The organism is Streptomyces sp. NPDC002018 (assembly GCF_042890865.1).
In the GTDB taxonomy this organism is placed as follows: Bacteria; Actinomycetota; Actinomycetes; order Streptomycetales; family Streptomycetaceae; genus Streptomyces.
Genome location: NZ_JBIASO010000001.1, coordinates 749,481 through 763,900 on the forward strand (window position 1 = coordinate 749,481; position 14,420 = coordinate 763,900).

Here is a 14,420-nt window from a genome sequence, read left to right on the forward strand (position 1 = left end):
TGCGGCGGGCGGACGTTCGTCCGCCCGCCGCACGGCCTCCTCGCGCCGCTGTACGGCCTCACGTGGAGCCGCCGTGTCCCCGGGCCGTGCGCACAGGACCGCGCGCCTGGCGCGCGGGTCACTCGGGTCCGGTCCCCTCCGGGCCGGTCTCCTCCGGCCCGGTCTCCTCAAGTCCGTTCTCCTCCGGATAGGGGGCGAAATCCATCTCGTCCGCGAAATCCATCTCGTCCGGATCGGGAACGAGATGGACCGCCGCCTCCTCCGCCGAAGCAGCCGCGCCGTCGATGCCGACATCGGTGGCGATCATGTCCTTCTCGGCGTCCTCGTGCGCGCCCTCGTCCGGGGCCACCAGCCGCCCGGACCGGTCGTCGCCGACCTCGTCGTCGAGCGTCTCGCCCTCCCCGTACGGCAGATCACCGATGCCGTCACCGACGGGGACGGAGAGATCGGGGACCTCCTCGGCGAGCCGCTGGTCCAGCGATTCGCCCGCCCGCTGCTCGGCGGCCGTCGTGCCCATGTGCTCCACGCCGAGCGGGCGCTCGGGCGGCGACCAGCCCTCGTCGAAGGGGTCGGAGCCACGGTCGAGGAGCGTGTCCTCGGGGTCGAGGATGCCCTCGTCGTCGATGACCTCCGAGCCGTCCGGCTGGTAGACCTCGTCGCCCATGGCCTCGCCGCTTTCGCCGCTGTCGCCGCTCACGTCGTTCTCCTCGCCTCCTGCGGGCCGGCCGTGCGGCCGGTGCGGGGGAGTTCCTGCCGGGGAAGGGGGCGGCTCCTCCCTCTGCGTCCACCTTCCCACCTCTCACGACCGTGTCAAACGGCAGGTGAACGCGCTTGTGGGAGTGGGGTGCACGGGGCCGCGCACGGCGCTCCCGGGAAGCGGAGGTGTTTGTCGTCCCTGTCGGCGGGCACGTGACAAGTCAACCCGTACGACCCGATATGTCACACTACGGAGTCGAGCGTGAGCCGAGAACGCATCGTCATCGTCGGAGCCGGGTTCGCCGGCTACGAGGCCGCCCGCACACTCTCCAAACGAGTCCGGGACACCGCCGAAGTGGTTCTGCTGAACCCCACGGACTACTTCCTCTATCTCCCGCTCCTGCCCCAGGTCGCCGCGGGCATTCTGGAGCCGCGCCGGGTGACCGTCTCCCTCCCGGGGACGCTGCCGCGCGTACGGCTCGTCCTGGGCGAGGCCGACCATGTCGACCTGGAAGCACGGCGTGTCGCGTACACGGGTCCGGAGGGCGCACGGGGTGAGCTGACCTACGACCGGCTCGTTCTCGCCGTGGGCAGCGTCAACAAACTGCTCCCCGTCCCGGGGGTGGCGGAGTACGCGCACGGCTTCCGCGGGCTGCCGGAGGCCCTGTACCTCCGGGACCATGTGACCCGTCAGATCGAGCTGGCCGCCGCCACCGACGACCGGCGCGAGGGCGCGGCCCGGGGCACGTTCGTCGTGGTCGGAGCGGGCTACACGGGCACCGAGGTCGCCGCCCAGGGTCAGCTCTACACCGACGCCCTGGTCCGCGGACAGCCCGCGTGGTGCCACAAGCGCAAGCCCCGCTGGATGCTGCTCGACATCGCCCCGCGCGTCCTGCCCGAGCTGGACCGCAGGCTGTCGGTCACCGCGGACAAGGTGCTGCGGCAGCGTGGCGTGGACGTACGTACCGGTACCTCCGTCAAGGAGGCGGGACCGACGGGGATCACGCTGGACGACGGCGAGTTCGTCGAGACCCACACCCTGGTGTGGTGTGTGGGGGTACGGCCCGATCCGCTGGTCTCCCAGGTCGGACTGCCGGTCGAACGGGGCAGGCTGCTGGTCGACACCCGGCTCAATGTGCCGGGCCATCCGGAGGTGTTCGCCTGCGGTGACGCCGCGGCCGTACCGGACCTCACCAGGCCGGGCGAGTTCACCCCGATGACGGCTCAGCACGCCAGCAGGCAGGGCCGGCTGGCGGGCCGCAATGTCGCCGCCACCCTCGGCCACGGGGAGCAGCAGCCGTACCGTCACCACGACTTGGGTTTCGTCGTGGACCTCGGCGGTGTCAAGGCCGCCGCCAACCCGCTCGGGGTGCCGCTGTCCGGACCGCTCGCGGGGGCCGTCACCCGTGGCTACCACCTGGCGGCCATGCCGGGAAACCGGGTGCGCGTCGCCGCCGACTGGCTGCTCGACTCCGTGCTGCCGCGTCAGGCCGTACAGCTCGGTCTGGTCCGCTCCTGGACCGTACCGCTCGAATCGTCGTCGCCGGAGCTGGCGCGGGTCCCCGGCGGGCCGGGCACCTCCAGCACGTCCGGCACCTCCAGTACGCCCGGCACCTCAGGCACGTCCGGCACATCTCGCGAGGAGTGACATGAACAGCGAACAACTGACCGAATTGGGCCAGCAGTTGAGGGTCGACTCCGTCCGGGTCGCCGACGCGGCGGGGTCGGGGCATCCGACCTCGTCCATGTCCGCCGCCGACCTCATGGCGGTCCTGCTCGCCAACCATCTGCGCTACGACTTCGACCGCCCCGGCCACCCGAGCAACGACCGGCTGATCTTCTCCAAGGGGCATGCCTCGCCGCTGCTGTACTCCATGTATCTGGCGGCGGGCGCCATCGACGAGAAGGAGTTCCTGACCTACCGGACCCTCGGCAGCCGGCTCCAGGGCCATCCGACCCCCGAACTGCCCTGGGTCGACGTCGCCACGGGCTCGCTGGGCCAGGGACTGCCCGTGGGCGTCGGTATGGCGCTCGCCGGACAGCGGCTCGGCCACACCCCGTACCGTGTCTGGGCGCTCTCCGGCGACAGCGAGATGGCCGAGGGATCGGTGTGGGAGGCGATCGAGCACGCGGGGGTCGAGCATCTCGACTCGCTGACGCTCGTCATCGACGTCAACCGGCTCGGCCAGCGTGGCCCCACCCGCCACCAGCGGGACCTGGCGGCGTACGGCCGCAGGCTGCGCGCGTTCGACTGGCACACCATCGAGATCGACGGCCATGACGTCGACGCCGTCGACGCCGCCTTCGACGAGGCCGCGTCGACGCGCGGCAGGCCCACCGCGATCATCGCGGGCACCCGGAAGGGGAAGGGCGTCGCCTCCGTCGAGGACCGCGAGGGGATGCACGGCAAGCCGCTGCCCGACGCCGAGAGCGCCATCGAGGAACTGGGCGGACGGCGCTCCATCCGGGTCACCGTGGCGAAGCCCGCCGAGCCGGAGACGCCCGCCCGCACCCCCAGGCAGCCGGCCACCCTCGAACTGCCGCGCTACGAAATGGGCGACTCGGTCGCCACGCGTGACGCGTACGGCAAGGCGCTCGCCGCCCTCGGCACGGCCCACGGCGAGGTCGTCGCGCTCGACGGCGAGGTCAGCGACTCGACCAGGGTGGAGTTCTTCGCCAAGGAACACCCCGACCGGTTCTTCGAGTTCTACATCGCGGAACAGCAACTGGTGGCAGGGGCCGTCGGTATGCAGGCGCTCGGGCATGTCCCGTTCGCCTCGACCTTCGCGGCCTTCTTCACCCGCGCGCACGACTTCCTGCGGATGGCGGCCGTCAGCCGGGCCTCGATCAATGTCGTCGGCTCCCACGCGGGGGTCGCGATCGGCCAGGACGGCCCGTCCCAGATGGGCCTGGAGGACCTGGCGATGTTCCGCGCCATCCAGGGCACCACGGTGCTGCACCCCTGCGACGGCAATCAGACGGCGCGGCTGGTGGCGACGATGCACGGACTGTCGGGCATCCGCTATCTGCGGACGCTCCGTGGCGGGACGCCGGTCATCTACGGCCCCGACGAGGAGTTCCCCATCGGCGGCAGCAAGGTGCTGCGCCGCTCGGACGGGGACCGGGTGACGCTGATCGGTGCCGGGACCACCGTCCACGAGTGCCTGAAGGCGGCCGATCTGCTGGCCGGCGAGGGCATCCCCGTCCGGGTCGTCGACCTCTACTCGGTCAAGCCGGTCGACGAACACACCCTCCAGGCCGCGGCGGCCGACACGGGCTGTCTGATCACGGTGGAGGACCACCATCCGCAGGGCGGAATCGGGGACGCGGTGGCCGAGGTGTTCTCGGACGGCCGCCCGGCGCCCAAGCGGCTGGTGCGGCTGGCGGTGGACAAGATCCCGGACTCGGCGACACCGGAGGAGCAGCTCCGCGCGGCGGGCATCGACGCGGACTCGATCGCGGCGGGGGTGCGGCTGCTGGTGGAGAAGATCATCCACTGAGGCCCGGACCCGCTGACGAGGCCCGGACCCGCTGACGAGGGCCGGACCCGCTGACGTACGGGGCCGGCGTGGGGCCGGCGTACGGCCGTCGAATCGAGGAGGAACCGCCCATGCCCATCGCCACGGTGAATCCCGCCACCGGCGAGACGCTCAAGACCTTCGATCCACTGGGAGCCGAGGAGGTCGAGCGCCGGATCGCGACCGCGGACGCCACGTTCCGGGAGTACCGCACGACCGGCTTCGAGGAGCGCGCGCGGCTGCTGGACCGCGCGGCCGACCTGCTGGAGCAGGACGGGCCGGACATCGCCCGCACGATGACCACCGAGATGGGCAAGCCGGTCGCGGCGGCCCGCGCGGAGGCCGCGAAGTGCGTGAAGGCGATGCGCTGGTACGCCGCGCACGCCGAGGAGCTGCTGGCCGACGAACACCCCTCCGACGCCGATGTGAAGGACTCCGGGGCGTCCCGGGCGAGTGTCCACTACCGGCCGTTGGGCGTGGTGCTGGCGGTGATGCCGTGGAACTTCCCCCTCTGGCAGGTCGTACGGTTCGCCGCGCCGGCCCTGATGGCGGGCAATGTCGGGCTGCTCAAGCACGCCTCGAACGTGCCGCAGACCGCGCTGTATCTGGAGGACCTGTTCCTGCGGGCCGGATTCCCGGCCGGCTGCTTCCAGACGCTGCTGGTGGGGTCGGGCGCGGTCGAGTCCGTCCTGCGCGACCCCCGGGTGGCCGCCGCCACCCTCACCGGCAGTGAGCCGGCCGGCCGCTCGGTGGCCGCGATCGCGGGCGACGAGATCAAGAAGACCGTGCTGGAGCTGGGCGGCAGCGACCCGTATGTGGTGATGCCGTCGGCGGACATCGACGGTGCGGCACGGACCGCGGTGACGGCGCGGGTGCAGAACAACGGCCAGTCGTGCATCGCCGCCAAGCGGTTCATCGTGCACGAGGACGTGTACGACGCCTTCGCGGCGCGGTTCACGGCCGGAATGCGCGATCTGACCGTCGGTGATCCGCTGGACGAGTCCACCGACGTGGGGCCGCTCTCCAGCGAGCGGGGCCGCGCCGATCTGGAGGAACTGGTCGACGACGCGCTGAGCCGGGGAGCGACGGCGCTGTGCGGCGGACGGCGTCCGGAGGAGCGCGAGCGGGGCTGGTACTACGCACCCACCGTCCTGGCCGATATCACCGACGCGATGCGGATCCACCGCGAGGAGACCTTCGGTCCTGTCGCGACGCTCTACCGCGTCGCGGGTCTGGACGAAGCCGTGGCGCTCGCCAACGACACCCCGTTCGGGCTGAGTTCCACTGTCTGGACGCGCGACGAGGACGACATACGCCGCTTCGTCCGTGATCTGGAGGCGGGCGGTGTCTTTTTCAACGGGATGACGGCCTCGCACCCGGCGCTTCCCTTCGGGGGCGTGAAGCGCTCGGGGTACGGGCGTGAACTGTCCGCGCACGGCATCCGTGAGTTCTGCAACGTCACCACGGTGTGGCACGGCGCCTGAGACACCGGGGGTCCGGGGACGGGGCCCCCGGGGCGGGTGAAGGACCACCACGCCCCAGGGCCGCGAAGCCGGGCCGGACTCGGGCCGAAACAGCGAGCGGGAACACCGGGCGGCGCCCCGGGCCCGGAACACCGGGCCCCGCGCCCCGGGCCCGGGACCTTGGTCGGGCTCCGGGCCCCGACCCCGGCAGGAACGCCGGACGCACTCCACGCGGGACGTTCAGGCTCCGTCGGCCGGGGCCCCGGCCGGGGCCGGGAACTCACCGGCGAGCGCGGCGGCCATCCGGAGGTGGGTCGCCGCCTCCGCGCCCCGGCCCTGCCGCTCCAGCGTGCGGCCGAGCATCAGCCGCGCGTACTGCTCGACCGGGTCGCGCTCCAGGACGGCGCGCAGCTCGGTCTCCGCCTTGCCCAGCCGCGCCGAGTGGTAGTACGTACGGGCGAGCAGCAGCCTCGGGGCGACCTGCTCGGGCACCTCCGCCACCAGCCCGGCCAGGATCCGGGCCGCCGTGACGTACTCCTTGGCGTCGAAGAACATCTGCGCACGGTCCCAGCGCTCGGCGGCTGTCCCGTACTCATAGTAGGTGCTCTCCACGTCTCCTCCTCCGACGGTGTCGTATGCTGCCCAACAGCAGAAGATGGTTGAACATTCCACTACAGGCATCGCGGGGGTCGTGGGTACTGTGCCTCCGGATGCCACGGGATTAGGTTGGGCGCCATGAGCAATCTTGATCGTCAGGCCGCCCTCACCGTCTGCGGTGGACGCGGGTTTGTCGTTGCCGAGCCGGTACGCGAGCTGCTGAGCCCGCGCCGGGTCCAGCTCGGGGAATCGACCGAGGTCCGCAGACTGCTGCCCAATCTGGGCCGCCGGATGGTCGGCGCGTGGGCTTTTGTCGATCACTACGGTCCCGACGACATCGCCGACGAGGCCGGAATGCAGGTGCCGCCCCACCCGCATATGGGGCTCCAGACCGTGAGCTGGCTGCACGACGGTGAGGTGCTGCACCGCGACAGCCTCGGCAGCCTCCAGACCGTGCGCCCGCGCGAGCTGGGCCTGATGACCTCCGGCCGGGCGATCTCCCACTCCGAGGAGAGCCCGCGCCGGCATGCCCGCTTTCTGCACGGCGCCCAGCTCTGGGTGGCCCTCCCCGATGCCCACCGCCAGGTCCAGCCGCACTTCCAGCACCACGCGGACCTGCCGGTCGTCACCGCCCCGGGGCTGACCGCCACGGTCATCCTCGGCGCCCTCGACGGCGCGGTCTCACCGGGCACCACCTACACCCCGATCATCGGCGCCGATCTGGCACTCGCCGGGGGCAGCGAGGCCCGCCTGCCGCTGGAGCCGGACTTCGAGTACGCGGTCCTGTCCATGTCCGGCGAGGCCGAGGTCGACGGCGTCCCCGTACTGCCGGGATCGATGCTCTACCTCGGCTGCGGCCGCTCGGAACTGCCCCTGCGCGCGGAGTCCGACGCCGCTCTGATGCTCCTCGGCGGCGAGCCGTTCGAGGAGGAGCTCATCATGTGGTGGAACTTCATCGGCCGGTCGAACGAGGATATCGCACAGGCCCGCGAAGAGTGGATGACCGGTTCCCGCTTCGGCGACGTCCACGGCTTCGAAGGCGCCCGCCTCCCCGCGCCGGCCCTCCCGCCGACCCCGCTGAAACCACGGGGACGCACGCGCTGACCCGGTCTGATTGCTGACCCTCGCTGACCTTACTGATGAGTAATCAAATCCTGTCATCGGAGTGGCAGCCATGCCTGGTGCCGTACGGTTCGTTGGAGCGATGCCGGCCAGCTCCGCCCGGACAGTTGTGCCGGCGGCCTGCTTGGACCGTGCCCTATGTGGTGAGTTGGGTGAGTCGTTTGTAGCAGCAGAGGGTGCCTGCTGGTGATGCGCGTAGTACTCCGCTGGGTCGACAAACTGCGTGAACAGCGTCGCCACCGAACCGAGGGTCTTCTCGATCACGCCCTTCTCGAAAGGCGACGCCTTATGCGGACGCGCACACGGAAGCTGCCGATGCTCGCACCCGTTCGACTGGCCGAAACCGCGTGAGAGCGCCCGGCCGGGGTCCCCCGGCCGGGCGCTCTCACGTGTGTGGTGCGAAGGCTCAGCCCAGCGGGTCCAGCTGCGCCTTGACGACCGCCTCCGGGATCGCGCTCTTCTGCGGGTCCAACCGGCCGCCGTACTGTGCGAGTCCGGCGGCCGGAGAGCCGATGCCCGAAGACGGTCGGAGGCCGGCCTGAAGGCACGCGGTCAGAGGCCGCGGTGCGTCAGGTTGTCTTCCGTGTCAGGTCGTAGAGCGTCGTGCCGTCCACGGTGACCTTCTTGAAGGTGGACTCGACCCAGGTGGTGATGGCGGAGTTGCCGCCGCCGGGACCGCCTCCGCCGCCCGGCAGGTCGCCCCCGCCCCCGCCGCCGGGTCCGCCGCCGGAGAGGAAGTAGTGGATTCTTCCGTCGGCGACGTACTGCTTGAACCGGGCGAGGGTCGGCGAGGGGTCGCTGCCGTTGAAGCCGCCGATCGCCATGACCGGCTTCTCAGTGGCGAGTTGATAACTGGCGGCATTCTGGGAGCCGATGGCGGCGGCGGCCCAGGTGTAGTCGGAGGCGTTCCGCTCCAGGGCGGTCTTGACCTCGGTACTGACGCTCGGGCCGTTGAGGAGTCCGGCCATGCCACCGCGACCGCCTCCGCCCGCGCCCGGGAACCCTTCGGGCAGTGCGTTCCAGCGGCCGGTCCCCGGGCCGGTCCCGGGCTGCCCGTTCTGCTGGGTGGGCCAGGTCTGCCCGCCACCGGCCGCCGGTGGCTCTCCCCGGCCTGAGCCCTGACCCGGTGTCTGCCCCGCGCCCTGCCCCTGGCCGGGCGCCTGGCCCGGTGGGCGCATTCCGCCGGCACCAGGGCCTCCGCCCGGCCGTCCGCCGGGCCCGCCGCCACCGAAGGCGCCCCGCGCCGAGGCGGGTCCCGCCGTGACGATCGAGCCCGCGTGCGGGGTGTTCACCGTGGACAGGGTGTACGCCAGTGGCCCGGCCAGAGCGGCCGCCGCCCCGGCCCCGGCCGCCGCGAACGCGAGGCGCCGCCCGAGCCGTACCGTACAGAGCAGTCCCAGCGCCGCCGCCAGACCGCCGGCCAGCACGGCCCAGCGCAGCCAGGGCAGATAGTCCGGGGTCCGGCCGAGCAGAACGTACGACCAGAGCGCCGTCCCCGCGGCCGTCAGTCCGAGCGCCGCGGAGGCCGGGAGCGCGGAACGTTCCTCCCACAGGACCGTGACCCCCATCCCCACCAGCGCCGCGATGTACGGCGCCAGTGCCACGGTGTAATACTCGTGGAAGATCCCTGCCATGAAGCTGAAGATCCCGATGGTGATCAGCAGGGACCCGCCCCACACCAGGAACGCCGAGCGCGCCGGGTCCGTACGTCCGCTCCGCCGGGTCACCACGAGTCCCGCTACCAGCAGGAACAGTGCGGCGGGCAGCAGCCAGGAGATCTGGTCCCCGACGCTCTCGTTGAACATCCGGCCGATCCCGCTCTCGCCCCACCGGCCGCCGCCCATACCGCCAGGACCACCGCCGCCGACGCTGCCGACCTCGTCGCCGTTGATCCGGCCGAGGCCGTTGTAACCGAAGGTCAGCTCAAGGAAGGAGTTGTTCTGCGACCCGCCGATGTACGGGCGTGAGGCCGCGGGCCACAGTTCCACGATCGCGACCCACCAGCCGCTGGAGACGACCACGGCGAGTCCGGCGAGCGCGAGCTGCCCGAGCCTGCGCCGTAGGGGCCCGGGCGCGCACACCCCGTACACCAGGGCGAGCGGGGGCAGGATCAAGAACGCCTGGAGTGTCTTGGCCAGGAAGGCGAAGCCGACCGCGATCCCCGCGTACAGCAGCCATGGGGTACGGCCGTCCTCCAGCGCGCGCAGCACGCAGTAGACGGTGACGGTCATCAGCAGCGCGAGCAGAGCGTCCGGGTTGTTGAAGCGGAACATCAGCGCGGCGACGGGCGTCAGCGCCAGCACCGCGCCCGCGGTCAGCCCGGCGGTGGCGCTGAAGCGCCGGCGTACGGCCGCGTACAGCACCGCCACCGTCCCCGCGCCCATCAGCACCTCGGGCACCAGGATCTGCCAGGACCCGAGTCCGAAGAGCCTTACGGACAGGGCCATCGGCCAGAGCGCGGCCGGGGGCTTGTCGACGGTGATGGAGTTCGCGGCGTCGGAGGAACCGAAGAAGAAAGCCTTCCAGCTCTCGCTGCCCGCCTGGACGGCGGCGGAGTAGAAGGAGTTCGCGTACCCGGAGGCGCTCAGATCCCAGAGCTGGAGCAGCGTGGTGGCCAGGAGGAGGACGAGCAGGGCGGGGCGTACCCAGGGTGCGTCGTCCAGCCTGCCCCGCCAGAAGCGGGCGGCGAGGCCGGTGCGCCGGTGGTGACGGGCATCCGGCCCGGCGAGCGGCGGGCCGTCGGGCTGAAGGATCGTTGTCATCGCGCGTCCTTCTTCGGGCCGTCGGTACGGCGGGGCTGGTCGGGGGCGGAGGGCTGGTACGGGACGCAGGGCTGGTTGCCGCGCCGGTCCGGGAAGACCCAGGCGCGCAGCAGCAGGAAGCGCAGCACCGTCGCGGCGAGATTCGCGGCGATCAGCACGGCCAGCTCCGTGGAGTGCGCGGGGGTGCCGGAGGCCGCGTCCAGGGCCGCCAGCGAGCCGCTGGTGAGGGCGAGTCCGATCACGAAGACGACCAGGCCCTGGGCCTGGTGGCGCAGGGCGCGCTCCGGGCCCCGTACTCCGAAGGTGAGTCTCCGGTTGGCCGCCGTGTTGGCGATCGCGGAGACCAGCAGCGCGGCCCCGTTGGCGAGTTGCGGCGCGGCCATGGTGCGGAAGAGGGAGTAGAGCAGGAGGTAGAAGAGCGTGGACAGGACGCCCACGGCACAGAAGCCGACAAGTTGCCTGGCGAGACCGCCGGGAACTCCCCTGATCCGGCGGTCCCTCGGGTCGTCCCCGAAGGGCCTGGCCAGCCGGTCCAGAGGCAGCGCGCCCACCGCCAGTGCCCGCCCCACCCGCCAGACCCCTTTGAGGTCCTCGATCGCCGTGCTGATGATGTGCACGCGGCTGTCGGGATCGTCCACCCAGTCCACGGGCACCTCGTGGATCCGCAGTCCCGCGCGTTCGGCGAGCACCAGCATCTCCGTGTCGAAGAACCACCCGGTGTCCTCGACCATCGGCAGCAGCCGTTCGGCGACCTCACGCCGTATGGCCTTGAAACCGCATTGCGCGTCGCTGAAGCGTGCGGAGAGCGAGGACTTGAGGATGAGGTTGTACGCCCGCGAGACGAACTCGCGCTTGGGACCGCGCACGACGCGTGAGGAGCGGGCCAGTCGCGACCCGATCGCCAGGTCGGAGTGGCCGGAGATCAGCGGCGCGACCAGCGGGAGCAGCGCGTTGAGATCGGTCGACAGGTCCACATCCATATAGGCCAGGACGGGCGCGTCGGAGCGCGACCAGACGGTGTGGAGCGCCCGGCCGCGGCCCTTCTGCTCCAGGCGGTAGGCCCGTACCTCGGGGATCGCCGCGTCGAGCCGGCCCGCCACTTCCGGGGTGCTGTCGGTGCTGGCGTTGTCGGCCACGGTGATGCGGAAGCTGTAGGGGAAGGTCCGGACGAGATGAGCGTGCAGGCGTCGCACACAGGGTTCGAGATCCTGCTCCTCGTTGAAGACGGGAATCGTCACATCGAGCACCGGAGTGCCGGTCACCGGAGCGTTGGCCGCCTTGGCCGGGAGAGGTTCCCGGGCCGGGAGATGTTCCCGGGCCGGGAGAGTGCTCCATGGGGGGTCGGTTCGCATGCCGTCGACACTCGGCGGGCGTGCTGTCACGGGGGTGTGGTGAGGCTGTGATCTGCCTGTGAGCCGGTACGGGACTGCCGGGACGGGCCTTGTTCACCGGGAATGTGGCGGTTTTGATCCAGGGCCTGGTGCTCGGCCGGGTCCGGGAGCGGGCGCGGGGTTCAGTGCGGGGTCTGGTGCTTGGCCGGGTGCGACAGCCGGTGCTGGGACGGGTGCGGGGCACTGAGGGCCGGGAGGTGCACGGCGAAGACGGTCCGGCCGGGCACGCTCCGCACGCTCACGGTGCCGCCGTGCGCGGTGACCACGGCCTGCACGATCGCGAGGCCGAGACCCGTGGAGCCGGCCGCGCGGGAGCGCGAGGCGTCGCCCCGGGCGAAGCGCTCGAAGACATGCGGAAGCAGCGCCGGCGGAATGCCGGGACCGTCGTCCTGGACTTCGAGAACGATGGAGGGGCGGAGGGAGCCGGGACCCCGCCCGCCGGGGGTCCGGGACCCGGCGGGCGGGGTCCCGGCGGCCTGCCCGCCTCTGCGGATGCGGGCGGTGACCGTGGTACCGGGAGGTGTGTGCGTACGGGCATTGGCGAGCAGGTTGACCAGCACCTGCTGGAGCCGGGACGCGTCGCCGTGCACGGTGGCGGGGAGGCCGTCGGATTCCGGCAGTTCGAGGAGCCAGTGATGATCCTGGCCGGCCGCCCGGGCGTCGCTCACCGCGTCCACGACCAGGCCGGCCAGATCAGTGCTCCCGTACGAGAGGGGGCGTCCGGCGTCGAGCCGGGCCAGCAGCAGAAGGTCCTCGACCAGGCCGGTCATCCGTTCCGCCTCGGACTCGATCCGGCCCAGCGCGTGCCGGGTGTCGGGGCCGGTCTTCTCGGGGCCGCGCCGGGTGAGTTCGGCGTACCCGCGGATCGAGGCCAGCGGTGTCCGCAGTTCATGCCCCGCGTCGGCCACGAACTGCCGTACGCGCGTCTCGCTCTCCTGCCGGGCGGCGAGCGCCGAACCGACGTGCTCCAGCATCCGGTTGAGCGCGGCCCCGACCTGCCCGACCTCGGTACGGGGATCGGCCTCGCCCGCCGGGACCCGCTCCAGCGGGGCCACCTCCCCGCTGTGCAGGGGGAGTTCGGAGACGCGGGTGGCGGTCGTGGCCACCCTGCGCAGCGGCCGAAGAGCGACCCCGACCAGGCTGCCGCCCGCGAGCCCCGCGGCGAACAGCCCGGCCACGGCGACGCAGATCTCCACCAGCACCAGGGTGTTGAGGGTGTTGCGCACCTCGGTGAGCGGGACGCCGACGAGGAAGCGGCCGTTGCCGCCGGTGATGTACTCGATCCGGTAGTCGCCCCTGCCGGGCAGGGCGATGGTGTGCGGACCGCCGTCGCGCGGCACGGTGGCGAGGACTTCGGTCTCGGCGCGGGTGAGCGGCTTGTCCGCGATCGGGCGCCAGGACTCCTCGGATTCCTGCTGGATACTCACCAGGGCCCGGCCGATGGCACCGCTTCCCGTCACTTCAGCGCCGACGGTCCCGACGGGCGCACCGCCGCCGGTGACGATCCGCAGCGGGTCCCTGCCACCGGGCGGCTCGACACCGGGCGCATCCGGCGCCTCCGGCAGGTCCGGCACGTCCAGCGCTCCCGGCCCCCCACCAGCCGGATCCGGCATCGGGGGGCCCGCGGCCCGCTTGGCGATCGCCTGTACCTGACCGTCCAGTTGGTCGTACAGGTACGAGCGGAGCGCGATGGTGGTCACCGTGCCGATGACAGCGGCGACCACCCCGATCAGCGTGACCGCCGAGACCACGAGCCGGTTCCGGAGGGACCACCGGCGCCGGGGCGCCCCCCTTCGAGTCCTTCTCACCGCCGCCACCCTTTCCGCTTCCTTCCCGTGCCCTTTCGCCGACTTCCTCATCACGGCCCCCACGGCCCCCACGGCCCCCACGGCCCCCACGGCCCCCACGGCCCCCACGGCCCCCACGGCTCCCACGGCCGTCACAGACGTCACGGCCCTCACGGCCATCGCAGACACCGCAGCCCTCACGGACATCGCCGCCCTCGCAGCTGTTACGGCCGATTACGGACGCCGCCCGGCGCGACGGCCGGCTCGCCGGACTCGCCGGACTCACCGGGCTTGATCAGATAGCCCGCCCCCCCCGCCGGGTATGGATCATCGGCGGGCGTCCGGCATCGATCTTCCGCCGCAGGTACGAGATGTACAGCTCGACCACATTGGCCTGGCCTCCGAAGTCGTACGACCAGACCCGGTCGAGGATCTGCGCCTTGCTCAGCACCCGGCGCGGATTGCGCATCAGATAGCGCAGCAGCTCGAACTCGGTCGCCGTGAGATGGATGGACTCCCCGCCCCGGCTGACGTCATGGCTGTCCTCGTCCAGGGTCAGATCCCCGACGGCCAGCAGCGACTCGCTGCGGACGGCCGCCGCGCCGGACCGCCGTATCAGTCCGCGCAGCCGGGCCACGACCTCCTCCAGGCTGAACGGCTTGGTGACATAGTCGTCGCCGCCCGCGGTCAGCCCCGCGATCCGGTCCTCCACGGCGTCCCTGGCCGTGAGGAAGAGGACGGGCACCTGCGGCAGTTCGCGCCGCAGCCGTCCCAGTACGGCCAGCCCGTCCATGTCCGGCAGCATCACATCGAGCACCACCGCGTCGGGCCGGAAGTCCCGCGCGGACCGCACCGCGCCCGCGCCGTCACCGGCGCTGCGCACCTCCCACCCCTCGTACCGCAGGGCCATGGACAGTAGCTCAGAGAGCGAGGCCTCGTCGTCGACAACCAGGACGCGGACGGGACTGCCGTCCGGCCTGAGCAATTCGGTACGCCCGCGGGGCGAGGTGATGGTCATGCTGGTCAACCCTGAAGACCGCCTCTGAGAGCCCTCTTTCCGAAACCTGTGAATTCCCTCAGAAAC

Annotated in this window: 9 protein-coding genes and 1 pseudogene; 4 read left to right on the forward strand and 6 right to left on the reverse strand. The window is 71.8% G+C overall.

Annotated elements, in window-relative coordinates; translation table 11 throughout:
- Positions 1-118: 118 nt before the first annotated feature.
- Positions 119-664 carry a DUF5709 domain-containing protein gene (locus ACFYYH_RS03300; protein ID WP_388545351.1) on the reverse strand — a complete coding sequence of 182 codons (546 nt, stop codon included), beginning with the start codon at positions 662-664 and terminating at the stop codon, positions 119-121.
- A gap of 294 nt (positions 665-958) precedes the next feature.
- On the opposite strand from ACFYYH_RS03300, the gene ACFYYH_RS03305 reads away from it, so the two are divergent.
- The 3 genes from ACFYYH_RS03305 to ACFYYH_RS03315 all read left to right on the forward strand — a co-directional run bounded on the left by ACFYYH_RS03305 (position 959) and on the right by ACFYYH_RS03315 (position 5,698).
- Positions 959-2,344, forward strand: coding sequence for an NAD(P)/FAD-dependent oxidoreductase (locus tag ACFYYH_RS03305; protein ID WP_388545125.1), 1,386 nt, complete (start codon positions 959-961; stop codon positions 2,342-2,344).
- Between the two features lies 1 nt (position 2,345).
- Complete coding sequence (locus ACFYYH_RS03310; protein ID WP_388545127.1) at positions 2,346-4,196, forward strand: transketolase; 1,851 nt, start codon at positions 2,346-2,348, stop codon at positions 4,194-4,196.
- A 110-nt stretch (positions 4,197-4,306) separates the two neighbouring features.
- Positions 4,307-5,698 carry an NADP-dependent succinic semialdehyde dehydrogenase gene (locus tag ACFYYH_RS03315; RefSeq protein WP_388545130.1) on the forward strand — a complete coding sequence of 464 codons (1,392 nt, stop codon included), beginning with the start codon at positions 4,307-4,309 and terminating at the stop codon, positions 5,696-5,698.
- 219 nt (positions 5,699-5,917) lie between these two features.
- Here the strand turns inward: ACFYYH_RS03315 and ACFYYH_RS03320 are convergent, their stop codons facing one another.
- The gene (locus tag ACFYYH_RS03320; protein ID WP_388545133.1) at positions 5,918-6,289 is read right to left on the reverse strand and encodes a tetratricopeptide repeat protein; all 372 of its coding nucleotides are present in this window, start codon (positions 6,287-6,289) and stop codon (positions 5,918-5,920) included.
- Positions 6,290-6,412: 123 nt separating this feature from the next.
- Between ACFYYH_RS03320 and ACFYYH_RS03325 the strand changes: the two genes are divergently transcribed.
- Complete coding sequence (locus ACFYYH_RS03325) at positions 6,413-7,378, forward strand: pirin family protein (RefSeq protein ID WP_388545136.1); 966 nt, start codon at positions 6,413-6,415, stop codon at positions 7,376-7,378.
- Positions 7,379-7,965: 587 nt separating this feature from the next.
- On the opposite strand, the gene ACFYYH_RS03330 is transcribed toward ACFYYH_RS03325, so the two are convergent.
- The 4 genes and pseudogenes from ACFYYH_RS03330 to ACFYYH_RS03345 all read right to left on the reverse strand — a co-directional run bounded on the left by ACFYYH_RS03330 (position 7,966) and on the right by ACFYYH_RS03345 (position 14,354).
- Positions 7,966-10,158, reverse strand: coding sequence for an ArnT family glycosyltransferase (locus ACFYYH_RS03330; protein WP_388545137.1), 2,193 nt, complete (start codon positions 10,156-10,158; stop codon positions 7,966-7,968).
- Positions 10,155-11,510 (reverse strand): glycosyltransferase, encoded by a 1,356-nt coding sequence (locus ACFYYH_RS03335; protein WP_388545140.1) that lies wholly within the window; start codon positions 11,508-11,510, stop codon positions 10,155-10,157. Before ACFYYH_RS03335 ends, ACFYYH_RS03330 begins: the two co-directional genes overlap by 4 nt.
- Before the next feature lie 161 nt (positions 11,511-11,671).
- On the reverse strand, positions 11,672-13,408 hold the full coding sequence (locus ACFYYH_RS03340) for a sensor histidine kinase (RefSeq protein WP_388545142.1): 1,737 nt from the start codon (positions 13,406-13,408) through the stop codon (positions 11,672-11,674).
- Between the two features lie 152 nt (positions 13,409-13,560).
- Positions 13,561-14,354 (reverse strand): annotated as a pseudogene (locus ACFYYH_RS03345) (response regulator transcription factor).
- Positions 14,355-14,420: the final 66 nt, after the last annotated feature.